The sequence below is a fragment of the Pseudomonas sp. FW300-N2A2 genome (genome assembly GCF_017351735.1).
Lineage (GTDB): Bacteria > Pseudomonadota > Gammaproteobacteria > Pseudomonadales > Pseudomonadaceae > Aquipseudomonas > Aquipseudomonas migulae.
On the sequence record NZ_JACNDU010000009.1, the window covers coordinates 1 to 25,455 of the forward strand.

The 25,455-nt window shown below is 60.6% G+C and carries 19 protein-coding genes; 10 read left to right on the plus strand and 9 right to left on the minus strand.

All coding sequences use genetic code 11. The annotated features are described in order from the left end of the window. Positions 1 to 436 precede the first annotated feature (436 nt). From J4E42_RS14115 to J4E42_RS14140, 6 genes are read left to right on the plus strand one after another with little or no spacing between them, the layout of a single operon-like run. On the plus strand, positions 437 to 1,228 hold the full coding sequence (locus J4E42_RS14115) for a YfaP family protein (protein WP_207285471.1): 792 nt from the start codon (positions 437 to 439) through the stop codon (positions 1,226 to 1,228). Positions 1,229 to 1,264: 36 nt separating this feature from the next. Beyond that, entirely contained in the window at positions 1,265 to 2,977 is a 1,713-nt protein-coding gene (locus J4E42_RS14120; protein WP_207285472.1) for a DUF2138 domain-containing protein, read from the plus strand. Further along, complete coding sequence (locus J4E42_RS14125) at positions 2,962 to 3,612, plus strand: DUF1175 family protein (protein WP_207285473.1); 651 nt, start codon at positions 2,962 to 2,964, stop codon at positions 3,610 to 3,612. Before J4E42_RS14120 ends, J4E42_RS14125 begins: the two co-directional genes overlap by 16 nt. Then, entirely contained in the window at positions 3,609 to 8,174 is a 4,566-nt protein-coding gene (locus J4E42_RS14130) for an alpha-2-macroglobulin (protein ID WP_207285474.1), read from the plus strand. Before J4E42_RS14125 ends, J4E42_RS14130 begins: the two co-directional genes overlap by 4 nt. A 1-nt stretch (position 8,175) precedes the next feature. After that, complete coding sequence (locus J4E42_RS14135) at positions 8,176 to 9,795, plus strand: DUF2300 domain-containing protein (RefSeq protein ID WP_207285475.1); 1,620 nt, start codon at positions 8,176 to 8,178, stop codon at positions 9,793 to 9,795. Between the two features lie 3 nt (positions 9,796 to 9,798). After that, entirely contained in the window at positions 9,799 to 10,614 is an 816-nt protein-coding gene (locus J4E42_RS14140) for a YfaP family protein (protein ID WP_207285476.1), read from the plus strand. 397 nt (positions 10,615 to 11,011) lie between these two features. Here the strand turns inward: J4E42_RS14140 and J4E42_RS14145 are convergent, their stop codons facing one another. From J4E42_RS14145 to J4E42_RS14185, 9 genes are all read right to left on the minus strand, one after another. Further along, complete coding sequence (locus tag J4E42_RS14145; RefSeq protein WP_207285477.1) at positions 11,012 to 11,761, minus strand: S24 family peptidase; 750 nt, start codon at positions 11,759 to 11,761, stop codon at positions 11,012 to 11,014. Positions 11,762 to 11,987: 226 nt separating this feature from the next. Next, entirely contained in the window at positions 11,988 to 12,515 is a 528-nt protein-coding gene (gene ppa, locus J4E42_RS14150) for an inorganic diphosphatase (RefSeq protein WP_007990564.1), read from the minus strand. Positions 12,516 to 12,628: 113 nt separating this feature from the next. Next, positions 12,629 to 13,441 (minus strand): zinc-dependent peptidase, encoded by an 813-nt coding sequence (locus J4E42_RS14155; protein WP_008042987.1) that lies wholly within the window; start codon positions 13,439 to 13,441, stop codon positions 12,629 to 12,631. Positions 13,442 to 13,444: 3 nt separating this feature from the next. Next, complete coding sequence (locus J4E42_RS14160; protein ID WP_008042985.1) at positions 13,445 to 14,101, minus strand: DedA family protein; 657 nt, start codon at positions 14,099 to 14,101, stop codon at positions 13,445 to 13,447. Between the two features lie 305 nt (positions 14,102 to 14,406). Continuing rightward, positions 14,407 to 14,868, minus strand: a complete 462-nt coding sequence (locus J4E42_RS14165) for an N-acetyltransferase (protein ID WP_008042983.1) — start codon at positions 14,866 to 14,868, stop codon at positions 14,407 to 14,409. A gap of 120 nt (positions 14,869 to 14,988) precedes the next feature. Further along, entirely contained in the window at positions 14,989 to 15,813 is an 825-nt protein-coding gene (gene eutC, locus J4E42_RS14170; RefSeq protein WP_207285478.1) for an ethanolamine ammonia-lyase subunit EutC, read from the minus strand. An 8-nt stretch (positions 15,814 to 15,821) separates the two neighbouring features. Continuing rightward, a complete protein-coding gene (locus J4E42_RS14175; RefSeq protein WP_192228058.1) occupies positions 15,822 to 17,216 on the minus strand; it encodes an ethanolamine ammonia-lyase subunit EutB in 1,395 nt (464 codons plus the stop codon). A 198-nt stretch (positions 17,217 to 17,414) separates the two neighbouring features. Continuing rightward, on the minus strand, positions 17,415 to 18,785 hold the full coding sequence (gene eat / locus J4E42_RS14180) for an ethanolamine permease (protein ID WP_008035770.1): 1,371 nt from the start codon (positions 18,783 to 18,785) through the stop codon (positions 17,415 to 17,417). Between the two features lie 216 nt (positions 18,786 to 19,001). Then, positions 19,002 to 20,522, minus strand: a complete 1,521-nt coding sequence (locus J4E42_RS14185; protein WP_008035766.1) for an aldehyde dehydrogenase family protein — start codon at positions 20,520 to 20,522, stop codon at positions 19,002 to 19,004. A gap of 299 nt (positions 20,523 to 20,821) precedes the next feature. Here J4E42_RS14185 and J4E42_RS14190 point away from each other — a divergent pair, with 299 nt between their 5' ends. The 4 genes from J4E42_RS14190 to J4E42_RS14205 all read left to right on the plus strand — a co-directional run bounded on the left by J4E42_RS14190 (position 20,822) and on the right by J4E42_RS14205 (position 25,360). Continuing rightward, positions 20,822 to 22,735, plus strand: coding sequence for a sigma-54-dependent Fis family transcriptional regulator (locus J4E42_RS14190; protein ID WP_207285479.1), 1,914 nt, complete (start codon positions 20,822 to 20,824; stop codon positions 22,733 to 22,735). A 369-nt stretch (positions 22,736 to 23,104) separates the two neighbouring features. Then, the gene (gene mpl, locus J4E42_RS14195) at positions 23,105 to 24,454 is read left to right on the plus strand and encodes a UDP-N-acetylmuramate:L-alanyl-gamma-D-glutamyl-meso-diaminopimelate ligase (RefSeq protein ID WP_207285480.1); all 1,350 of its coding nucleotides are present in this window, start codon (positions 23,105 to 23,107) and stop codon (positions 24,452 to 24,454) included. After that, the gene (ubiX, locus tag J4E42_RS14200; RefSeq protein WP_008035761.1) at positions 24,451 to 25,083 is read left to right on the plus strand and encodes a flavin prenyltransferase UbiX; all 633 of its coding nucleotides are present in this window, start codon (positions 24,451 to 24,453) and stop codon (positions 25,081 to 25,083) included. The genes mpl and ubiX overlap by 4 nt, the downstream gene beginning before the upstream one ends. Further along, the gene (locus tag J4E42_RS14205; protein WP_008035760.1) at positions 25,076 to 25,360 is read left to right on the plus strand and encodes a YceK/YidQ family lipoprotein; all 285 of its coding nucleotides are present in this window, start codon (positions 25,076 to 25,078) and stop codon (positions 25,358 to 25,360) included. Before ubiX ends, J4E42_RS14205 begins: the two co-directional genes overlap by 8 nt. The last annotated feature ends 95 nt before the right edge of the window (positions 25,361 to 25,455 follow it).

The following is a 25,455-nucleotide window of genomic DNA, read 5'->3' on the forward strand; positions in this document are numbered from 1 at the left end:
TACGTCAGGGGCGCGGGCGCTTGGTTACTTGGCGCTCTTCCAAGTGACCCGCCGTAAGGGCGGAACCAATAGCCGCCGTTACCCCAGTAATGGGTATGTACACCATCAAAAAACTCGTCACCAGACACACAGCCTTCGCGAGCAAGCCCGCTCCCACAAAGGTGCCGGATACATCCGCAGGACCACCCCGCTAACTGCGTTCTCAGGTAACAGCACTACTGCAATGACAAGGATTATTCAGCCCACACCCAACAATCATCGTGATCCCCCCCGCAATTCAAGATGTATCCGATTGTTAAAAACCCGCCAAATGGCTAACCTTCGCGCCTTCTACGACCCAATAGTCACGGGTCTTTCTGACGAAACGCAGTATTTGGATCTGTAACGCGCCGAGGATCAGGCGCAAGGTTTCGTTATGCATGGCAGGAGGCATCACATGCGTTCATTTCTTCTATTGCTGATGGGGTGGGTCTGCGCGACCGCAGCCTGTGCCGAACCGACAGCCGAGCTGTCGGAACCGGTGGGCGGCTGGCGCTACAACGGCCTGCTCGATCGCAGCGAAAACCCGCGAGTCGCCTACCCAACGCCGCCCATCGACCGGGGCGTACAGCGCAATCGCACGATGATCGAAGGCCAGCTCAAGGCCATCGGCACTCAACGCGGGCCGCACACGCTGGCGGTCAACGGCAATCCTCTGAACCTGTACACCGACGACCAGGGGCGTTTCGCCCGGCCGTACGCGTTTGGCGCGGGCTCCAACAGCGTCGAAGTGCGCAGCGTCGAAGGCCAATCCCTCAAGCGCGTCCAATTCTATGAAGCCAACAACCTGCGTACCCCGGCGCGGATTCGCGTGGTGCTGGGTTGGGACGATCCGAAAGCCGAGCTCGACCTGCACATCATTACCCCCGACGGCCAACATGCGTTCTGGGCTCGCCCGGCGATGAGCAACGGCGGCGGCCTCGACCCGGACGGCGTCGACGGCCCCGGCCCGGAAATGTTCACCATGACCGCGCCGCTGCATGGCACCTATCTGGTTTACGTGAACTATTGGGGCAACTTCGGCAGCGGCGGCTATAACTTCGATGAGACCAGCAACCAGAACGAGGTGATCACCTCGCAGATCAACCTGGTGCTGAACGAAAACACCGTCGACGAAAAACGCGAGACCTTCATCGTGCCCCTGCGCGCGATCGGTGACCTGCTGCTGGTCAAGACTTTCAACTATTAAGCATCCCGCTCCACGGATGAAATGGGCTTTGTGAACATGAGCGATAACACTGTTACCCCGGCCGCCGACGCACCTGCTGCCAAACCTTCCCGGCGCTGGCCGTTGCTGTTGGGCGGGCTAATCCTGGTGGCTGGCGTGGCTGCCGGACTTGGCTGGTTCATGCACAAACCCAAGGCGCCGGCGGCGCAATTGGCCAGCGACAAACTGGGCATGAGCCGCCCGGACGGCCTGCTCGAAGCCCATTCCTTGAGCCAATTGCCCAAGGACTTGCTGGCGGTGCCGTTCCTCAAGGAAACCCTGACCGAAGATTTCGTCTTCTATTACGAAGCGCATGCCGATCGCCTCGGCTTGATCGGCAGTCTGCGGCGGATCATCTACGAACATGACCTGAAGTTGCAGGACAGCCTGATCGAGCAGCTTTTCGATCAACCGGCGGATGTCGCGTTGTGGCGCGGGGCGGATGGTCGCCTCAAAGACTTTTTGTTGGTGATGGATCGCGGTGGTCTGGCCAAGGTGCTAGAGCCGTTGGCCAAAGTGGCGCTGGATGATTCGCAGCTGACACAACTCGGTGACATCAAGGTCACCGGCGAGACGGTGCCGCTGTATCAGCTCACCTACAACAACAGCAAGGCGCTGCTGTTTGCCTCTCATGGCGACAAGCTGGTGGTGCTGTCCAATCCTTCGAAACTGTACGACAACAGTAATGGCCCGATCGATGAGCCTGGGATGGTTTCGACTCAATCGCTGGAAGCATTGCTAGGCGGTCAGAAACTCTTCCCCGAAGCCTTCGGCCTGCCACTGCGCGCGCCGGAAGTGAAACAACGTCTGTCGGTCAATTCCAGCGTGCTGGCCATGGGTTACCAGCGGTTCATCCCGAACTTCGCCGGCCTGCGTTTCGACATGGACGACAAGGGCTGGCACAGCTTCCTCGCCATGGACGAACTGGAAAACCAGCCAGACTTCGATTTCAAACCGATCTGGCAAGCCATGCCGATGGGCGCGAGTGCTTGTGTGGCCCTGCCGCTCGCCGCCGAACAACAGAAACCGTTGCTGGTGAAACTCGGTGCCGAAGAAACCGTGGCCCAGGCGCTGACCGAACACATGGCCGGTGCCGCCGGCCTGTGCTGGTACGCCGATTCTCGGCTGTACACGCCGCTGCTGGTGGCCAGTCTGAATGACGACGACAGCGCCAAACTCGACGGTGACCTGGGCAGCTTGTTCAGCTCGATGGCCGGCGCCTACGAAGGCAACGTCGAAGAACACGCGTTCCCGGTGGTCGAGAAGCAGGAAGGTGAAAACCACCAGTGGCAGCGTCAGGTCAGTTCCAATTTCGGTCCTTACAAAGCCAAGGACGCCGAGGACCCGAACGCCATCACCGGCAAGGCCTTCATGCGCGTGAGCCTGGCGCGCCACGGTTCGACGCTGCTGTTCTCCCTCGACGACAAACTCGTGGACAAAGCCCTCGGCACCCTCGACAAACGCTTCCCGCCAATGGCCGACGTGGTGCCGAAAGACCTGTTGATGCCGGTCTACTTCGGCCCGGATTCCATGGCGCAGCTGATGCAACAGGAAACCCTCGACAGCCTGCCGCAGGACATGGAGCCGGTGTTCTACAACGCCGCGCAAACTTACCTGATCCCGAAACTGCGCAAGCTCGGCGGCTACGGCAAATACGCGCTGACGTTGCCGGAAGGCAGCGAGCCCGACGGCCATTGGCAATGGCTGCCGCTGGAATGGAAAGCGCTGTGACCGCACTTATCCGAGGTCTCGGCCTGCTGGCGATGTTGCTGGGCAGTCGGGCATTTGCCAGTGACGCCGCGCCGCTCGACGTGCAGCAATCCCAGGTGTTCCGCGCCTGGTTCGTGCGCATCGCCCAGGAACAACTGACCCAGGGCCCGAGCCCGCGCTGGTATCAGCAGGACTGCGCGGGGCTGGTGCGTTTTGCCGCCAACGAAGCGCTGAAAGTCCATGACGACAAATGGCTGCGCAGCAATGGCCTGTCCAACCGCTACCTGCCGCCGGAGCTGCAATTGAGTGATGCCCAGCGTGGCCTCGCCCAGCAATGGCAGCAGGGCGGCGGCAAGGTCGGGCCGTACGTCAACGCGATCAAACTGATTCAGTTCAACAGCCATCTGGTTGGCCGCGACCTGGCGCAAGCCCGGCCCGGCGACCTGATGTTTTTCGATCAGGGCGACGACCAGCACCTGATGATCTGGATGGGCCGCTACATCGCCTATCACACCGGCACCACCACCCCCACTGACAACGGCATGCGTTCCGCGAGCCTGCAGCAACTCATGACATGGAAGGACACCCGATGGATACCCGACGCAGCCAACCCCAACTTCATCGGCGTCTATCGACTGAACTTTCTCTCCCAATGACCGGTGCCCGCATGCTGCGTTTTCTGTCTCTACTGTTGGTATTGGTCCTGCCTTTTTCGGCAGTGAATGCCGAAGACACCGTCGAACCGAGCGGCTACACGCCGGTGGCCGGTGAAAGCTTTTTCCTGCTGGCGGACAGCAGTTTTGCCAGCGACGAACAGGCGATGGTGCGCCTCGAAGCACCGGGCCGTGACTATCGTCGCTTCCGCATGGAGCCTTACGGCGGCGCGGACATTCGTGTGTACCGCATCGACAAACCGCTGGATTTCCTCAAGCGCCAGAAGAACCTGCACCGCGTGGTCAGCGACGGCCAGTTCAAGGGTGAAGGCCTGTCGAACACCCTCGCGTACCTGTGGGACAACTGGTACCGCAAATCCCGTCGCGTGATGCAGCGGGCGTTTTCCTACGAGTCCCGTAAACAAGTCACCGAGGAAGTGCCGGAACTGAAGATGGGCACTGCCATCGCCGCGCCAACGCCTTACGACGCGCAGCCGCAATTCGCACTGATTCCGGGCCTGCCGGTGGTCAGTCAGTTCCGTTATCCACTGTGGCAAGCCAAACCGATCCAGCCGCCCGAGGGCGTGAACCTCGCCGGTTCGTCCAGCGAGTTCGTCACTGTCGCGCCGGGCAACGTGTACATCCCGTTGGGCAACCTGAAGCCGGGCCTGTACCTGGTGGAAGCGCTGATTGGCAAGTACCGCGCGACCACCATGGTTTTCGTTTCCAACACCGTGGCCGTGAGCAAGATTGCCGGTGATGAACTGCTGGTCTGGGCCGCACGCAAACACGAAGGCAGTTCGGTGCCGAAGGTCAATGTGTTGTGGACCGATGGCCTCGGCGTGATGAGCAGTGGCGCCACCGATGCCGATGGTTTGCTGCGCCTGAAACACGTCAGCCCGGAGCGTTCGTTCGTGATCGGCGAGGACGAAGAGGGCGGGGTATTTGTCTCCGAGAACTTCTATTACGACAGCGAAATCTACGACACCAAACTCTATGCGTTTACGGACCGGCCGCTGTATCGGCCGGGGGATTGGGTGTCGCTGAAAATCGTCGGTCGCGAGTTCAAGAACGCCCGTGACTCGGTGTTGCCGACGGCGGCTGATGTGAATGTCACGGTACTCGATGCCACCGGCACCGCACTGCAAACGCTGGCGCTGAAGCTGGATTCCAAGGCCGGCACACAAGGTCGTTTCCAGCTGCCGGACAACGCGGTCGCGGGCGGTTATGAACTGCGTTTCAGCTACAAGGATCAGGCCTACAGCAGTGCCTTCCGCGTGGCTGAATACATCAAGCCGCACTTCGAGATTTCGCTGAACCTGGCCAAGCAGGATTACCGCACCGGCGAACCGGTGAAAGGCAGCTTGGTGCTGTTGTACCCGGACGGCAAACCCGTCGCGAATGCCAAGTTGAGCCTGAGCCTGCGTGCCCAGCAACTGTCGATGGTCGATAACGAGCTGCAATACCTGGGGCAGTTCCCGGTGGAACTGACCAGCACCGAACTGACCACCGACTCCAAGGGCAACGCGACCCTCGACCTGCCCGCCGCCGAGAAACCGAGCCGTTACATGCTCACCGTTTTCGCCAGCGATGGCGCGGCGTATCGGGTCAAGACCACCAAGGAAATCCTCATCGACCGTGGCGCCGCGAGTTTCCGCTTGAACGCACCGCAGCGCTTCAGTGCGGTGGGCGACAAGGTTGCATTCAGCTACCTGAATGAGGGTGGCAGCGAGCAAAGCAAAGCGGTCACGCCAAGCGGCTACAGCTGGGTGCGTCTGGAAGATCAGACCACGGGCGAAGGCAAACTGGCGGCAAGCGATAAAGGCTTCACGTTGGCCTTCGAACGTCCGGGGACTTACAACCTGACGTTGAAGGATGACCATGGTCGCGTGGTCGGTGCCACGGGTCATTCGGTCACTGGCGATGGCGTCAAAGCCGTGCCCGGCACCGTGGAAATCGTCCTCGATAAACCCGAGTACAAGGCAGGCGACGAAGCCCTCGCGCTGATCACTTTCCCTGAGCCTGTCAGCGATGCCTTGCTGTCGCTGGAACGCGACAAGGTCGAGGCCACCGCGCTGATGTCGAAGGGCGGCGACTGGCTGAAAATGGAAAAACTCAGCGACACCCAATACCGCGCGCGCATTCCGGTGAAGGATAATTTCGCGCCGAACCTGACCTTCTCCGTGCTCTACACCAAGGGCGGTCAGTACAGCTTCCAGAACGCTGGCATCAAGGTGGTTGCGCCGCAAATCGACGTCGCCATCGTCACCGATAAAGAGGTGTATCAGCCGGGCGATACGGTGTCTGTGGACCTGACAACGCAGTTCGCCGGCAAGCCGATTCCGGCGCACCTGACGGTCAGCGTCGTCGACGAAATGGTCTACGCGCTGCAACCGGAAGTGGCGCCGACCATCGACCAGTTCTTCTACCATCCGCGCCGCAACAACGTGCGCACCAGCGCCAGTCTGTCGTTCATCAGCTACGACGTCGCGTTGCCGGGTAGCCCCGGTGCACCGGGCAAAGCCAATCGCAGCGAACGCGGTGTGAAAGTGCTGGAGCGGCCGCGACGTGAAGATGTCGACACCGCCGCGTGGCAGCCGGAATTGATCACCGACGCCAACGGCAAAACCCGCTTCACCTTCAAGATGCCGGACTCGCTGACCCGCTGGCGCATCACCGCGCGCGCCATCGCCGATGACGGTCAGGTCGGGCAGAAAAAGCAATTCCTGCGCTCGGAAAAGCCGCTGTACCTGAAGTGGAGCGGCCCGACCAAATTCCGCACTGGCGACAAACCGGATCTCGGCGTGTTCGCCTTCAGCCAGGCGGAAAAACCGGTCAAGGCTGAGCTGGTGATTCATTTCGCCGGCGCCGAACAACGGGTGCCAGTGACGCTGAACAACGGCATCAATTACATCGCGCTCCCGGCGTTCGACTTGGCCAGTGGCGAGTGGACCGCCGAGTTGGTGCAGGACGGCAAAACCGCTGACGCCCTGGCCGTGCGTCTGACCGCGACCGGCGAAGGTTGGCTCGTTACGCAGAGTCAAAGCCTGGACGTGGCCAGCGGTGATACGCCGCTGACCTTGCCGGCAGATGCGACGGACATTCGCCTGCGTCTGGATGACAGCCCGCAAGCGCTGTTCCGTTCGGCGCTGGATGATTTGCTCAGCTATCCGTACGGCGGCGTCGAGCAGACGGCCAGTCGTTTGTTGCCGTTGAGCATTGCCTACCCGACCTTGTCGTCGAACCCACAGATCCGCGATCGCTTGCGCCTGATCATGCAGAACAGCCGTCTGCGCCTGGTGCAAATGGCCGGGCCGTCGGCGAGTTTCACCTGGTGGGGCATGGACGGTGAGCCGGACGCGTTCCTCACCGCGTACGCCTATTACGCCGACTGGCACGCCAGCAAAGCGCTGGAACTGAGCCTGCCGCCGGAGCATTGGCAGCGGGTGCTGGAGGTGTATTCGAAGCAGGCGAAAAACACGCCGCTGTTGCAGCGTGCGTTGATCCTGTCGTTCGCCAAGCAGATGCAATTGCCGGTCAACACGTTGCTCAGTGGTTTGATGGATGATCTGGCGAAAGCGGGTGAGGGCAATGCCGCGACGCTGATGGAGGATGGCGAAGACAGCATTGTCATGAGCGATCCGGATTCGGCGTTGGGCCTGGCGGCGGCGCGTGCGTTGACCGCTTCTTTGGCGAAGCAGTCGAAGGTCACTTTGCCGGATGCCTTCAATCGGCAACTGGCGGATGCGCAACAGCGTCTGGCCGTCAGTTCGCAGCCGTTTGCCGAAGCCTTGAACCTGTCGCTGCAAAGCTTCGATCAGGCTCATGCGCAAGCGTTGTTGCAACGTTTGTTGCCACAGCAATCGACCCTGGAGCGCGCATTGGCGCTGACGTGGTTGCAACGCAGCATCGAGCAGGCTTCGCCCACCATCGCACTGGCACCGGGTGAAGGCTGGAAGAAAAAATACGGTGATACCGGTGAGATGTATTGGACGTGGCAGGGCGCTTCGTCGGTGCCGGCAGTGTTGTCGCTGAGCGGGACGCAAGAACGTCCGTTGCGTGCTGCGTTGAGTTTCCAGACCAAACAACCGCCGGTTGATCCGATGGCGGTGACCATCACCCGTCGCTTGTCGCGTCTGGTGCCGGGTGACGAAGCCTTCACCTTCAAACTGGAAGCGGTGGGCACCAAGCCGTTGTCCAGCGACAGCCTGTATCTGGACGAAGTGATCATCACCAGCAAAGCCGCGAAACCGCTGCGCTACGGCATGATCGAAGTACCGCTGCCGCCGGGCGCGGATGTCGAGCGCACCACGTGGGGCATCAAGTTGATGGGCAAGGCTGGCACTGAACCGACAGCGTTGGAGAAGGCGCGCTTCGAACCGGGGCAGATGGCTTACGGGGTTCCGGTGGATGCCTTGAGCGGTGAATTGCGTCTGCGTCACCTGGTGCGCTTCTCGCAGAAAGGCCAGTTCAACCTGCCGCCGGTGCGTTTCACTCAGGTCTACGCGCCGCAGCATCAGGCTCAGGAACAGAAACCGGCGCTTGGTCAGGTCACGGTCAACTGACATGACCCGGCGTTTGCTTTGGTGGCTGCTGTGTTTGATCCCTGCGCTGGCGACGGCGCAGGACGAGCCGCTGCGTCTGGGCTTCAAGGGTGAATTGCTGTCGCTGAGCCGGACTCAGGTGATTGCTCGCGAACCGTTGCCTTCGGATTTGCAAACGCCATTGGGCAGTCTGTGGAAGTTGTTTGTGTACGGCTGGCTGGTGGATACCAGCGCCCGTGAGCCCGCGTATGAGTGTCGCGGGCAGTCGAAAGAAGAAGTCTATTGCTGCACCGCAGGCGGCAAGATCGAGCGCGATCAGGCGTTGGTGAAGTCGTGTGGCTTGTACTTCGAGCCCGCGCGGTTGGGCATTGCTGGCGCTGATTGGCGCACGTATTGGCAGGCACGGCAGGCACCGGAGTGGTTGCTGGACTTGCCTTCATTGCAGCCATCCACGCGAGTGTCGGTGGTTGAATTGCTTAAAGTGCTGGCCGTGATGCCCGCGCAGGATCAGGCTCGGCGCGTGTTGCTGGACGTGGTGTTGAATGCCGCCGACGGCAATGTCGTCGGCGAACTCGGTGGCCGGTTGCGGGTGAAAACCTGGAGCTGGTTGGGCGACCAGGATCCATCGTCGCGTCAGGGTGGGTTTGCCGGTTGGATGGCGGATGGCACGCCGATCTGGGCGGGTGGGCGCGGGACCAGTCAAATGGTGCTGCGCAATTATGGTGAGGCGTTGGCTTCGGTGCTGCCGGTTGATTGGCCTCTGGATGCGGGGCGCTGCGTCGAAGTCGGCCTGTTTTCTCGTTATCCGATCGGGCGGATTCTGGCGGGGGATCGTGTTGTTTCTTCCGGACCACTGCAGGGCGATTTTCGCGTCGAGTTTTCTAATGGCAACCAACTCGATATCCACAGCGACGGAGAACTGTTTTTGGTGGGCGATAAATTGATCGCCCGTCTGGACCGCGAAGAATATGTCGCTCGCGTCCTGCAACGAGAAGCCAAGTCCGAACCTGCTGAAGCCGCCAAAGCGTTGGCCATCGCCATCCGCACCTACCTGCTGCAAAACGCCACCCGCAACGGCGACTGCCTGAGCATCGACGACAGCAGCAGCCGCCAACGCGTCGCCCCACGCCCGGCCACCGCCGAATCACGCAACATCGCCGCGTGGACCAGTGACCTGGTACTCGCCGGCAGCACCGTCACCTATCACTCCGATCAACCCGGCCCGGACAAACTCTCCTGGCAGCACGCCGTCGAACAAGCCAACGCCGGCCAGCGCTACGACGCCATCCTGCTGCACGCCTACCCGCGTGCGAGCCTCAGCCGCTGGGACAACCCCGTCGCCTCCTGCGAAGCACTGCCCGCCGCCCAAGACTGGCTGCAAACCCAACGCCGCGGCTGGCGCCAACGCCTCGAAAACGAAACCGGCTACAACGAAGTCAGCACCTTCGCCGTCTGCCGCCTGGCCTTCGGCCGCCCTTTTGTGGACCGCGAGCGTCAGCGCATTTACGTGCGCGGCGTGCTGTCGCTGCAAGACCGCCTCGACCTGACCCACGAATACCTGCACCTGGCCTTCGAAGCACACCCCAACGGCCAGGATGAAACCTACATCGAAGGGCTCGCCCGCCACCTCTTGCTGGAATAGGCCATGAAACTCCGTTATCCACAGGTCTTCCTGTTCCTTTGTTCTGTTTGCGTGTTGCCGACGATTTTTGCGGCTGAAAGCGCCGTCAAACTCGACACCCCCGTCGGCGGCTGGCGCACGGGCGCGGCCGAGGGCGAAGGCGAAAACTTCCGCCAGACCGTCAACTACCCGGCCTCCTCGGTGAACACTCCGGTGGGCCAAGCCAACACCGCACGCATCACCGGCCAGATCAAAGCCACCCCCAAGTCCACTGAACCGGGCCGGTTGATCGTCAACGGCGTCAGCATGCCGCTGAAAATCGATCCCGCTGGCCGCTTTGACCGACCGTTCTCCTTCCCCAACGGCAGCAACAGCGTCGAAGTCCGCAGTCCCGATGGCCAACAACGCCATCGCACGCAGTTCCTCAACGCCAGCGGCGGTGCGACACCGGCGAAATTGCGGGTGCTGCTGGCCTGGGACAGCGACGGCACGGATCTGGACTTGCACCTCATCACGCCTGATGGCGCGCACATCTGGTACGGCGATCGTGTTGCGCCCAATGGCGCGGCGCTGGATGTGGACGTGACGACGGGGTATGGGCCGGAAATCTTCGCCATGCCGGCGCCGATCAAAGGGCAGTATTTGGTGTATGTGAATTACTTTGGGGGCGGGTATCGGAGCGATGAAGACGGGCAGGAGGATGCGGTTCAGCCGCTGACGACGGCGCAGGTGACGGTGATTACCGAGGAAGGGACGCCGAACGAGAAGATGGAGACTTTTCTGGTGCCGATGCGGGCGGTGGGGGAGTTGACGTTGGTTAAGGGGTTTAGTTATCCGTGATTGGGCATTGCGTACTTTCTTTCAGGCATTAAAAAGCCGGCTTGTGGCCGGCTTCTCGGGGACTGGCTTGGTTCATTTTTGGTAAACCGCGCCAGCCTTCAAAACGTACACCCGGATCTTGCGTCCGGCTGTGGGACTCGGCGAGAAAATCATCTGCCTTGTCGGTGCGATCGGAGCCGCGGGGCGGGTCGATGCGCAAATGTGGGGCGCAGCATACTGATTTTTTTGGGGAATTCCCAGTGTGGTGTGCGGGGTAGAGCTGTTAGTTGCTTGGGATCGGGTAGCTGATCCGGGTTTTGAGGTGAATGTTCCACCGCCTTCGCGGGCAAGCCCGCTCCCACAGGTACTGCGCAATCCCTGTGGGAGCGGGCTTGCTCGCGAAGGGCGCGGCGCGGTGTTACAGGAACGGAATGGGCGGGCGACGCTTATTCAGCGTCGACCACCAAAACACCCATCCCAACACCCGGATGTTCTGCTCTTCAATTTGCGCGGCCCTGAAAGTCTCATCCGGGTACTCGGCGCTGTTGTGGCTGCGCATTCGCAATCCATTGCCCGGCATTCGGTGCAGGTATTTGATGCGCAGCATCCCGTCGTGTTCGATCGCATAAATTTCTCCATCGACAATCTGGGTCAGGCCGCGATCGATGGCGATGGTTGAGCCGTCTTCAATTTTCTCGGCCATGCTGTTGCCGATCATGTAGGCGCAGATGGCATCCGCATGGTTGATTTCCAGAGAGTCGAGGTGGCTTCGGGGTAGGCGGATGGGGTGGCTGGTGTCCTCGATCACGTGGGTTTTGCTGGAGCCGGGAGCGACGTGCGTTTCTTTGTAAAAGGGCAATTCGACATCAGTGGGTTCGATGACGGTGTAGATGCCGCGGAGGGCCTGGGCGTCGAAGGTGTTACCGGTGTCGCTGACCAGCCGCAGGTGTTTGGCGTCTTTCGGGCCTTCGAGATATTTGAGCCACTCGCTGTTGACTGAGAGTTTTCTGGCGACGGCTTCCATGCAGTGATCGGGCACACCGCGGGTGTACCAGTTGTGGACGTTTTGCGGCGCCGTGCCGAGGTATTCGGCGAATCCGGTCGTCGTGATGTTCGCTACTTTGAGGAGCGCTTTAAACCGTGGACCGCTAGTGTTTTTTTTCTTCATGGGCACGAGTTTACGGGCGTATGGCGAGGCTTTGAATAAACGAAGCGTTCAAAATACGAGGGAAATTTAAGACCGGATGTAAGACGTATCGAGTAAAAATTAAACAAGAAAAAACCGATTCACCGGATGGTTAAACGGCACGTTTAAAAGCTTTTCTGCGCGCACAAAAAACCCCGGATAAACCGGGGTTTTTTCAAGTCGTCAGTGGCGCAAGGCCAGTGGCGTCTCAGCCTTTATAGGCAGCAACCGACTTGGTGATCGCTTCGCGGGCGGCGTCTGCACCGGCCCAGCCTTCGATTTTCACCCATTTGCCTTTTTCGAGATCTTTGTAGTTCGCGAAGAAGTGCTCGATCTGCTGAATCAGCAGGGCTGGCAGGTCGGTGTATTCCTTCACGTCGACGTACAGCTGGGACAGCTTGTCGTGTGGGACTGCGATGACTTTGGCATCGCCGCCGCCGTCGTCGGTCATGTTCAGGATGCCGACCGGACGAGCGCGGATCACGGAGCCTGGAGCAACCGGGTAAGGGGTCACGACCAGCACGTCGAGGGGATCACCGTCGTCAGCCAGGGTGTTCGGGATGTAACCGTAGTTGGCCGGGTAGAACATCGGGGTGGCCATGAAACGGTCAACGAACAGGCAATCGCTGTCTTTGTCGATTTCGTATTTGATCGGCGCGTGGTTGGCCGGAATCTCGATAGCGACGTAGATGTCGTTCGGCAGGTCTTTGCCAGCCGGAATCTTGCTGTAGCTCATTGGGCGGTGCCCCCGTTAGTTGACCAAAAACACTTGGCCGGATTGACCAAAAAGTGGCGGCGATTATAGGCATATTCCGCAGCCGTTGCTATGGACCAGAGGTTGTGTAGACCTTAGTCGCGTGCCTGATAGACCGGGTCTTCGGCCAGAAGTTGCCGCAGCCGGGCCAACGGATCCTGTCGATAAAACAGACTCAACTGTTCGTAGACCTGTGGATAAGCCTCATGCAGCAAATCCGGGGCGCTGAAGAAGTATTCGCTGGTGACCGCGAAGAACTCGGCGGGGTTTTCCGCGGCGTAGGGGTCGATGGCGGTTTCGGCGTCCGGGTTGCGCTCCAGTTGCCCGTCGAGGTCGTCGTAGGCCTCTTGCATGACCTTGGCCCAGTCGCTGACGCGCATGTCCGCGTGCAGCGGCGGCAGGCCGTTGGCGTCGCCGTTGAGCATGTCGAGCTTGTGCGCGAGTTCGTGGATCACCAGGTTGTAGCCTTCCCAGCCACCACTGGCCATCACGCCGGGCCAGGCCAGGATGATGGGGCCTTGCTGCCAGGCTTCGCCGCTGTGTTCGCCGTCCCACTCGTGTTCAACGCCACTGGCGTCGCGATGGCGCTGCGGGCTGAGGAAGTCGTCGGGGTAGAGGACGATTTCGTGAAAACCCTGATACCAGTTCAGATCGCCCAGCTTCAGCAACGGTAATTGCGCCTGGGCGGCGAGCAGCAAACGCTGCTCCTGATGGAGTTCGACGCCGGGCAGGGCGGTCAGGTGCTTGTCGTCGAGAAACAGTACGCAGGCTTCGCGCAACCACTGGTCTTCAGCCGCGCTGATGCCGTCGAGGAAACTCAGGTGATGGCGCACCCGTTGCCACATATCGTCGGCAATAGGGTGCCTGGCCAGGATGCGCCGGCGACGCCAGGCGCTGAGCGACCACATCGTTCAGTGTGGTTCGGCTTTGGACGCGGCGCTACCGAAGCGGCTGCGAATCACGCCGATGATCATCGGCACCAGTGACAGCAGAATGATGCCCACTACCAGCAGCGAGAGGTTTTTCTTGATGAACGGCACGTTGCCGAAGAAGTAACCGAGGGTCACCAAACCGCCAACCCAGAGGATGGTGCCGAGGACGCTGAAAAAGAAGAAACGCGGGTAAGGCATTTTCGCCACGCCGGCGACGAACGGTGCAAAGGTGCGAATGATCGGCAGGAAGCGCGCCAGGGTCACGGTTTTGCCGCCGTGCTTGTCATAGAAGTCGTGGGTTTGTTGCAGGTAATCGCGGCGGAAAATTTTCGAGTTCGGGTTGCTGAACAGTCGCTCGCCCACCGTTCGTCCGATGATGTAGTTGGTGCTGTCCCCGAGGATCGCCGCCAGCATCAGCAGGCCACCGAGCAATACCGGGTCCATGCCGCCACCGGCCGCCACGGCACCGGCGATGAAAAGAAGGGAATCGCCTGGCAGGAAAGGCATCACCACCAGGCCGGTCTCGCAGAAGATCACCAGAAACAGGATGGCGTAGATCCATGGCCCGTAGTTGTTTACCAGCAAGTCGAGGTAAACATCGAGATGCAGGATAAGGTCGAGCGGGTTGAAATCCATGGAGGCACCTGTGGTGACGGCCCGACTCGGCAGGCCTGTGCGGATGACTTCGCGTAAGGCTACAGACGGGTGTAGTTTTTCTTACAAGCCGGAAAGGTCGGCATTATACGGGCTGAGAAGTGAAAAGCGCGTCGAGTTTGTAGCGAGGAGTGTCGCGCAAGACCGGCGGCGCGGTCTGTTTTTTTTTGTAGGAGCAGCCGGTCGACGCTCGATTGCTCGCGAAAGCGGTCGGGCATCCGGCGGATATGCTGAATGACATACCGCTTTCGCGAGCAAGCTTCGCTCCTACGAGGGCTCGGTGCGGATCAAAGCTCGTCGCTGATCGGCAACACGTAGTTTTTAAACTCAGTGTCTTCCTTGAATCCGATGGATTCGTAGGTTTTCTGTGCGATTTTGTTGTCGCTGCTGGTGGAAACGCGCATGCGCACGGCATTGGTTTCCTTGGCCATTTTTTTCGCGGTGCGCATCAGGTTGTCAGCCACTAACTGCCGGCGGGCGTCTTCGGCGACATAAATGTCGTTGAGGATCCACACGCGTTTAAGTGAAAGCGACGAAAAGCTCGGGTACAGCTGACAGAAACCCATCAGCTTCTTGTCGTCATCATCGGCCAGGGCCAGGTAGATCACCGACTCCTTGCGACGCAGGCGTTTCTCGAGGAACGCCCGGGACGAGTCCGGATACGGCAGGGAACCATAAAACTCGCGATATTTGACGAACAACGGGGTCAGCAGGTCCAGGTGTTCAAGGGTCGCTTGAATAATCCGCATCGATAGGTCTCGTCTTCAAGTGGCTGTCTTCACATGCTCTGACGGCGAACGGTTCTTCACTCGGGCAGCCGTGTTTCGATCCTGCCTGAAATTGAATCAGAAACGCAATGCGGAAACGGTTCAGGCATCCGGCAGGCTCAGTAGGAAATTACCTTTCATGTCCGCTCCTGCGTCCGACTCCAGCGTCTGAAGCTGCGCTTCGTCCTTCAGGTTGACCCCCGACAACTGCCGCCGACAGGCTTCGCGCATCAAATACAGCAATCGGTGTGCCGCCATGCCATAACTCAAGCCTTCCAGTCGCACATTGGAGATGCAGTTGCGGTAAGCATCCGTCAGACCGACCTTTGGATTGTAGGTGAAATATAATCCCAGACTGTCTGGCGAGCTGAGGCCAGGGCGTTCGCCAATCAGGATTACCACCATTTTTGCGCCCAGCAACTCGCCGATTTCGTCGCTTATCGCGACCCGGCCTTGTTCTACCAGAATCACCGGTGAAACCGTCCAGCCATCGACTTCGATCTGCTCTCGCATGCGCGAAAGGAAGGGCACGGTGTGGCGGTGCACAGCCAGTGCCGACAAACCATCGGCCACGACAATCACCAGATCGACGCCGCCGGGATAGGCTGAAGCATGGTTGCGCAGGATTTGTGCGGACTCATCGCTCAATTTCCGCCCCAAGTCAGGGCGCTGCAAATAACTGTCGCGGTTGGTGGCGGCGCTGTGCAGGAGCACACTTTCGTATCCGCATTCGGCCAATTGCGCGCTGAGCCCGGCATGGTCGAAGGGCAGGTGCACCGCGTCCCGAGCCTGGGCGTGGGCGTACTGGAAATCCAGCTGTGCGCTGGTCGGCATGCTGGTGCCGGTGCGGCCCAGGGCAATCCGTGCCGGGGTCAGGCGCCGCAGTTCCAGCAATGGATTTTCTAAATCAACAGGCGGTTTATCCATCTCGACACTCATCCCAGTTGCCCCATCGCCTGGCGGAAGGCTGGCGGCAGGCGCTCGCCGAAATGAATCTTGCCATCGGCCTGAGTGAAAATGCCCATTTTTGCCAGCCACTGTTCGAACTCCGGCGCCGGTTTCAAGCCCAGGGTTTGTCGGGCGTAGAGCGCGTCGTGGAACGAAGTGGTCTGGTAGTTGAGCATGATGTCGTCGGAACCGGGGATGCCCATGATGAAGTTGATCCCGGCCACGCCCAGCAGGGTCAGCAGGGTGTCCATGTCGTCCTGGTCGGCTTCGGCGTGGTTGGTGTAACAGATGTCACAGCCCATCGGCACGCCCAGCAATTTGCCGCAGAAGTGGTCTTCCAGGCCTGCACGGATGATCTGTTTGCCGTTGTAGAGGTATTCCGGGCCGATAAATCCTACGACGGTGTTCACCAAAAACGGTTTGAAATGTCGGGCAACTGCGTAGGCGCGGGTTTCGCAGGTTTGTTGATCGATGCCGTGGTGGGCGTTGGCCGACAGCGCGCTGCCCTGGCCGGTCTCGAAATACATCAGGTTTTGCCCAAGCGTGCCGCGATTCAGGCTCAAACCGGCGTCGTAACCTTCCTGCAACACGTTCAGGTTGATGCCGAAGCTGGCATTGGCCGCTTCTGTGCCGGCGATCGACTGGAACACCAGGTCCAGCGGAACGCCGCGATTGATCGCTTCGATGGACGTGGTGACGTGGGTCAGCACGCAGGCTTGTGTAGGAATTTCGTAGCGCTGGATGATCGCGTCGAGCATTTCCAGCATCGCGCAAATCGAGGCAATGCTGTCGGTGGCCGGGTTGATGCCGATCATCGCGTCACCGTTGCCGTACAGCAGGCCGTCGAGAATGCTCGCGGCGATACCGGCCGGTTCGTCGGTGGGGTGGTTGGGTTGCAGGCGGGTGGATAAGCGTCCCCGCAGGCCCATGGTGCCGCGAAAGTGCGTGATCACACGGATTTTCTGTGCGACCAGCACCAGGTCCTGCACGCGCATGATTTTTGATACGGCTGCGGCCATTTCCGGCGTCAGGCCCGGGGCGAGGGCGCGCAGGCTCTGTTCGTCGGCGGCATCGCTGAGCAGCCAGTCGCGAAATCCGCCAACGGTGAGATGGCTGACCACGGCGAAGGCTTGTTTGTCGTGAGTGTCGATGATCAGTCGGGTGACTTCATCGGCCTCGTAAGGAATCAGCACTTCCTGCAGGAAGTGAGTCAACGGGATATCAGCCAGGGCCATTTGCGCGGCGACGCGCTCGCCGTCGTTAAGGGCGGCGACACCGGCCAGGAAATCCCCGGAGCGCGCCGGGCTGGCCTTGGCCATGACCTCTTTGAGGCTGGCAAAGCGGTAGGTCTGGGCGCCGATGGAATGGGCAAATGTGGCCACGGTGTCCTCCTGATGTGTAGAAGTCTTGATTACCCTGACATTCCCTTGTGGGAGCCAGCCTGCTGGCGATTGCAGTGTGTCATTCAAAATCTATGCTGACTGTCAGACCGCAATCGCCAGCAGGCTGGCTCCCACAGGGGGAGCGATGTGCACTTCAATAAAGCAGGCGCCGGGGAGTTAGCCCGGCACCGGTGCAACTCAGGCGCCTTCGAGCATCGCATCCGCCGGCGCATCGAAGCGCTGCTTGGCGGTCAGTTGGAAATACAAATACCCGGCCGCCATGAAGCCGAGGAACACACAGCCGATCAGCGGGTTGAACCACGCCATCGCCACCAGGCACACCACGGCCAGAAACAGCGCAATCCCCGGCACGATCGGGTAACCCGGCGCGCGGAAGCTGCGTTCCAGGTTCGGCTCGGTCTTACGCAGCTTGAACAGGCTCAGCATACTGATGATGTACATCACGATGGCACCGAATACCGACATGGTGATCATCGCTGCCGTCAGCGTCATGCCTTGCAGGTTGACCAGGCCGTCGCTGTAGATTGCCGCGATGCCGATCACGCCGCCGGCCAGAATGGCCCGGTGCGGGGTCTGGAAACGTGACAGTTTGGCCAGCGAACGTGGCAGGTAGCCGGCCCGGGCCAGGGCGAAGAACTGACGCGAGTAACCGAGAATGATCCCGTGGAAACTCGCCACCAGCCCGAACAGGCCGATCCAGACCAGCATGTGCATCCAGGTCGAATTGTTGCCGACCACGGCTTTCATCGCCTGAGGCAGCGGGTCGTTGATGTTCGACAATTGACGCCAGTCGCCCACACCGCCGGCCATCACCATCACGCCGATCGCGAGGAACACCAACGTCAAAATGCCGCTGACGTAAGCCTTGGGAATCGTGCGTTTCGGGTCTTTGGCTTCTTCAGCCGCCATCGCCGCGCCTTCAATGGCGAGGAAAAACCAGATCGCGAACGGGATCGCCGCAAAGATGCCGGGGATTGAGGCGATGGTGAACTCGTTCGAACCCGACCAGCCGTTGAGCACGAAGTTGCTGAAGCTGAAGCCCGGCGCGACCACGCCCATGAACACCAGCAACTCGGCGACGGCCAGTACGGTCACCACGAGTTCAAACGTGGCGGCGATGCTGACGCCGAGGATGTTGAGCGTCATGAACACGAAATAGGCGCCAACGGCGGCAATCTTGGGGTCAAGTTCCGGGTATTGAACGTTCAGATAAGCGCCAATGGCCATGGCAATGGCTGGCGGCGCAAAGACGAATTCAATCAGCGTGGCAATGCCGGCAATCAAGCCGCCTTTCTCGCCGAAGGCCCGTCGGCTGTAGGCAAAGGGCCCGCCAGCGTGGGGAATGGCGGTAGTCAATTCAGTGAAACTGAAGATGAAGCAGGTGTACATCGTCGCCACCATCAGGGCGGTGACGAGGAAACCCAGAGTGCCTGCGGTGCCCCAGCCGTAACTCCAGCCGAAGTACTCGCCGGAAATCACCAGGCCGACGGCAATGCCCCATAAGTGCAGGGTGCCGAGTGTGGGTTTGAGCTGTGTGGAAGAAGTCATAAGTCCTCGCTGTCTTTTTTATTGTTTGATCTGTTGGACTTTCGGAAACTGGTTTTTGGTGTGGAGCGGGCACGCAAAGCCCGTGCCAGAGCGGCAGGGCGATTTTGGTGTGTCATTGAGGGCGCCTTCGCGGGCAAGCCTCGCTCCTACAGGTACGGCGTGATCCTGTAGGAGCGAAGCTTGCTCGCGAAGGCCGTTACGCGGTTTCGCGCCGGGTTAGAAGAAGCCCAACGGATTGATGTCGTAGCTCACCAGCAGGTTTTTGGTCTGCTGATAGTGATCGAGCATCATTTTGTGGGTTTCACGACCGACGCCGGACTTTTTGTAGCCACCGAACGCGGCGTGCGCCGGGTACAGGTGATAGCAGTTGGTCCAAACGCGACCGGCCTTGATGGCGCGGCCCATGCGATAGGCGCGGTTGATGTCGCGGGTCCAGAGGCCGGCGCCGAGGCCGAACTCGGTGTCGTTGGCGATGGCCAGGGCTTCGGCTTCGTCCTTGAACGTGGTGATGCTCACCACCGGGCCAAAGATTTCTTCCTGGAACACACGCATTTTGTTGGTGCCCTTGAGCAGGGTTGGCTGGATGTAATAACCCGTCGCCAGACTGCCCTCGAGTTTTTCCACTTTGCCGCCGGTCAGCAGCTCGGCGCCTTCGCCCTTGGCGATTTCCAGGTACGAAAGGATTTTGTCGAATTGCTGCTCGGACGCCTGGGCGCCGACCATGGTGTCGGTGTCCAGCGGGTCACCGCGTTTGATCGACAGGACTTTTTTCATCACCTCTTTCATGAAGTCGTCGTAGATCGATTCCTGAACCAGCGCGCGGGACGGGCAGGTGCAGACTTCGCCCTGGTTGAAGAATGCCAGCACCAGGCCTTCAGCGGCTTTCTCGATGAAGGACGGTTCGGCTTTCATGATGTCTTCGAAGAAGATGTTCGGCGATTTGCCACCCAGCTCCACGGTGGACGGGATGATGTTTTCGGCAGCGCATTTCATGATGTGCGAGCCGACCGGGGTCGAGCCAGTGAAGGCAATTTTGGCGATGCGTTTGCTGGTGGCGAGCGCTTCGCCGGCTTCTTTGCCGAAGCCTTGCACAATGTTGAGCACGCCAGGTGGCAGCAGGTCGCCAATCAGCTCGACCAGCACGGTGATGCCCAGCGGCGTTTGTTCTGCTGGCTTGAGCACCACGCAGTTACCCGCCGCCAGCGCCGGGGCGAGTTTCCACGCGGCCATCAGGATCGGGAAGTTCCACGGGATGATCTGCCCGACCACGCCCAGCGGTTCATGGATGTGATAGGCCACGGTGTTGCCGTCGATCTCGGCAGCGCTGCCTTCCTGCGCGCGGATGCATCCGGCGAAATAACGGAAGTGGTCGGCGGCCAGCGGGATGTCGGCGTTGAGGGTTTCGCGAACGGCTTTGCCGTTGTCCCAGGATTCGGTGATCGCCAGCAGTTCCAGGTTCTGCTCGATGCGGTCGGCGATTTTCAGCAGCACCAGCGAGCGCGCCTGGGCGGACGTGGCGCCCCAGGCATCGGCAGCGGCGTGGGCAGCGTCCAGGGCTTTGTCGATGTCTTCGGCCGTGGAGCGCGGGAATTCGGCAATCGGTTGGCCATTCACTGGCGAGGTATTGGTGAAGTACTGACCTTTGACAGGCGCGACGAACTCGCCGCCGATGTAGTTACCGTATTTGGCTTTGAACGAAACGATAGCGCCTTCAGTACCGGGGTGAGCGTAACGCATGGTGTTTTCTCCTTGGCTTTTGTACTTATTAGAGAGGCGCATGTGCGCTTGCTATAAGCGTAGAGCAAAGGTCGGGCCACTGCCCTGTGAGCTAGGCAAATCAAGGCCTTGCGCGTTTTTTGTCGGACGGATGGATGGCGGCTGTGACGCTTTCGGTACAGCCCCCGTGACAGTTTGTACCGCTTGTGGCACAAGCTGTGACTGACCGGTCTTGCCAGCATTGCAATGCGGGCTAGGCTGGAGGATGCTCGGGCATCACCTCAATACGGGTCACCGAGCCCCGGGGAGAATAATAAGAAATGCACGACAACCATTTGAGTCGCCATGCCCAGCAAGTGCTGACCGTGACCCAGGGGAAATCCCACCTGCACGGTCCCGGCAGCGATCCGTCCATTGCCCGTTCCTGGCTGCGTTGTCTTGAGGACTATCACCTCGACCCGGCCCTGACCATGGCGCCGACGGTGCTGGAGCATGGTCGTGTCCTCGAAAGCCGCGAACGCTTGCAGCAAGTGCTGCACATCGCCGGCAACGAAATGAGCAGTCTTCATCAGCAGCTGTCCGGCGCCGGTCATGCGGTGCTGCTGACGGATGCGCGCGGGGTGATCCTCAATTGTGTGACGGCACCCGCCGAGCGGAAGATTTTCGAGCGCGCCGGCCTCTGGCTCGGTGCCGACTGGAGCGAAGCCTGCGAAGGCACCAACGGCATCGGCACCTGCCTGGTGGAGCGTCAGTCGCTGACCATTCACCAGGACGAACACTTTCGTGGGCGTCACACTGGCCTGACTTGCTCGGCGAGTCCGGTGTTCGATCCGCATGGCGAACTGCTGGCGGTGCTCGACGTGTCCTCGGCGCGGCACGAGGTGTCGCGGCAAAGTCAGTTCCACACCATGGCCCTGGTCAATCTGTCGGCGAAGATGATCGAGAGCTGCTATTTCCTGCGTTACTTCGACAATCAATGGTTGCTGCGTTTTCACCTGCAGGCGGAATCCGTCGGGCTGTTCAGCGAGGGGCTGCTGGCGTTCGACGGCGAGGGTCGGATCAGCGCGGTCAATCAGAGCGCGCTGAACCTGCTGGGGCACAGTCGCGGCGGGCTGCTGGGCAAACCGGTCGAGGCATTTTTCGATTGCTCGCTGGATGAGTTGCTGGGACGGGCGAGTGTGAATGCCAGCGCCAGTTGGCCGTTGCGCGCACGTGACGGGCGCGGCCTGTTTGCCGTGTTGCGCGGTCAGCCGCGCAGCATTCCGGTGCCGGTAGTGACCAGTCGGGTCGTTGCCGAACCTGCGCGCCTGTCGGGCATTTGTCTGGGCGATGCGGGTTTGCAGGAAGACTTCCGCAAATCCCTGCGCGTGTTCGAACGGGATGTGCCGCTGTTGATCAACGGCGAAACCGGGTCCGGCAAGGAGGCCTTCGCCAAAGCGGTGCATCAGGCCAGTCAGCGGGCCGAAAAAGCCTTCGTCGCGCTCAACTGCGCGGCCATCCCGGAAAGCCTGATCGAAAGCGAATTGTTCGGCTATCGCGGCGGCAGCTTTACCGGCGCACGCAAGGAAGGCATGCGCGGCAAGTTGCAGCAGGCGGATGGCGGGACCTTGTTTCTCGATGAAATCGGCGACATGCCGCTGGCGTTGCAGACCCGGCTATTAAGAGTGCTGGAAGATCGGCAAGTGGTGCCGATTGGCGGCGAGCCGGAGGCGGTCAACGTGCGGATCATCAGCGCGACTCACCGTAATCTTCTGGAGCGGGTGCAGGACGGCAGCTTCCGTGAGGATTTGTATTACCGGCTCAATGGGTTGGAGATTGCGTTGCCGGCGTTGCGCGAACGCAGTGACAAATCGCAGTTGCTCGACTTCCTGCTGGCGGAAGAGGCAGGCGGGGAGACGGTGCTGATTGATGAGCCCGCCCGCCAGGCGTTGCTGGGTTTCGCCTGGCCCGGGAACGTGCGGCAGTTGCGTAACGTGCTGCGCACCTTGGCGGCGTTGTGTGATGGCGGGCGGATCGGGCTGGAGGATTTGCCGGCGATGATTCGACAGGCCAGGCCGGTGCCGGTTGTTGCCGTCGAACCGTCTTGCGAACATCCGCTGGATGATGCCGAGCGCCTGGCGTTGCTGAATGCGCTGGAGCATACCCGTTGGCACATGACCCATACCGCCGAGCAGTTGGGTGTCAGCCGTAACACCCTCTATAGAAAGCTGCGTAAACACGGCATCGCCCGGTGAATGCAAACCTGTAGGAGCCGGCTTGCTGGCGATGGCGGTTTCAAGGACGCCATCGCCGGCAAGCCGGCTCCTACAAAAAATGGGGTGTTTCCCATTCTTCGGTTAAAACGCCGGACCTGTAGGAGCCCGGCTTGCCGGCGATGGCGATTTCAAGGACGTCATCGCCAGCAAGCCGGCTCCTACAAAAAATGGGGTGTTTCCCATTCTTCGGTTAAAACGCCGGACCTGTAGGAGCCCGGCTTGCCGGCGATGGCGATTTCAAGGACGCCATCGCCAGCAAGCCGGGCTCCTACAGAGGCTGACACGAAACAAAGGTGCGATTTTCGCCTCCCTACGCTAACCTGCGGCCATGTTTTACGAGGTCGACTAATGCACATTCATATTCTTGGTATCTGCGGCACTTTCATGGGTTCGATGGCGGTTCTGGCCAAAGAGCTGGGCCATCACGTGACCGGCTCCGATGCCAACGTCTATCCGCCGATGAGTACTCAGCTCGAGGCGCAGGGCATTGAACTGACCCAAGGTTATGATCCCGCCCAGCTCGATCCGGCGCCGGATCTGGTGGTCATCGGCAACGCCATGTCCCGCGGTAACCCGGCTGTTGAATACGTACTGAACAAAGGCCTGCCATACGTCTCCGGTCCGCAATGGCTGGCCGATCATGTGCTGCAGGGCCGCTGGGTGCTGGCCGTCGCCGGTACGCACGGCAAAACCACCACCAGCAGCATGCTGGCCTGGGTGCTGGAACACGCGGGCATGAGCCCCGGTTTCCTGATCGGCGGCGTGCCGCAGAATTTCTCGGTGTCGGCGCGTCTGGGCGGCACGCCGTTCTTCGTGATCGAAGCCGACGAGTACGACAGTGCGTTCTTCGACAAACGCTCCAAGTTCGTTCACTACCGCCCGCGCACGGCGATCCTGAACAACCTGGAGTTCGATCACGCTGATATCTTCCCCGATCTACCGGCCATCGAGCGGCAGTTCCACCATTTGGTGCGGACCATCCCGAGCGAAGGCCTGGTGATCCATCCGACCACCGAGCCGGCATTGCAGCGCGTGATCGAGATGGGCTGCTGGACCCCGGTGCAAACCACCGGCGCCGGTGGTCAGTGGCAGGTCAAACTGCTGAGCGAAGACGGTTCGAAATTCGAAGTGATGTTCGAAGGCGTCGCTCAAGGCGTGGTCGATTGGGACATGACCGGCCAGCATAACGTTGCCAACGCACTGGCCACCCTGGCAGCCGCGCGGCATGTCGGTGTTGTGCCATCGATGGGCATCGCCGCATTGAGCGCGTTCAAAAGCGTGAAGCGCCGGATGGAAAAGGTCGCCGAGGTCCGCGGCATTACCATCTATGACGACTTTGCCCATCACCCGACGGCCATCGCCACGACCCTCGACGGCCTGCGCAAACGCATCGGCGACGCGCCACTGATCGCCATCATCGAGCCGCGCTCCAACTCCATGAAACTTGGCGCGCACCGCGACGGTTTGCCGGAAAGCGTGGTCGATGCCGATCAGGTGATCTGGTACGCACCGGCCAACCTCGGTTGGGATTTGGGCGCGACCGCCGCGCTGTGCAGTGTGCCGTCGATTGTCAGCGAATCACTGGAAGGCATCATCGACCGTGTGAAGAGCCAGGCGCAGCCCGGCACTCACGTGGTGATCATGAGCAACGGCGGCTTCGGCGGCCTGCACGGCAAACTCGCCGAGGCGCTGCAATGAACAACGGCCCGGAACGCATCACGCTGGCGATGACCGGCGCTTCGGGCGCCCAGTATGGTTTGCGCCTGCTGGACTGCCTGATCCGCGAAGACCGCGAGGTGCACTTCCTGATTTCCAAGGCTGCGCAACTGGTGATGGCCACCGAGACTGACGTCACGCTGCCGCCGAAAACCCAAATGATGCAGGCCTTCCTCACCGAGTACACCGGCGCTGCCGCCGGGCAGATTCGGGTGTACGGCAAGGAAGACTGGATGTCACCGGTGGCCTCGGGCTCCGGCGCGCCGTCGGCGATGGTGGTCGTGCCGTGTTCGACCGGTACGCTGTCGGCCATTGCCACCGGTGCCTGCAACAACCTGATCGAGCGCGCCGCCGATGTCACGCTGAAGGAGCGTCGCCAGTTGATTCTGGTGCCGCGTGAAGCGCCGTATTCGAGCATTCATCTGGAGCACATGCTCAAGTTGTCGAACATGGGCGTGACCATTTTGCCGGCGTCGCCGGGCTTCTATCATCAGCCGCAGACCATCGATGACCTGATCGATTTCGTGGTGGCGCGGATTCTCAACCTGCTGAATATTCCACAAGACATGCTGCCGCGTTGGGGCGAGCATCATCTGACCAGCGATGAATAAGCTGCTGACGATTGTGCTGGCGCTGCAACTGGCGGGGTGCGCCACGGCACGCACGCTGGATGCTGCCAAACCGGGGGCGCCGGTGGTGTATGCGGGGACGCGCCTGGACTTGTACGCCCTGAATGGCGGTTGCTGTGCGATGGATCGTTTTGGCGCGGAGGCGCCGAGTTATCCGGGTGTCGATCTGCCGGCCAGCGCGTTGCTTGATACGCTGCTGTTGCCGTTGTCGGTGTTGACGGTGATCGGCGTGAGTTTTCAGGCGACGGGTGGATTGTAGGAGAGCGCTTCGCGCTCTATCGCGAGCAGGCTCGCTCCCACATTGGATTTGTGAGCGACACAGATCAAATGTGGGAGCGAGCCTGCTCGCGATGG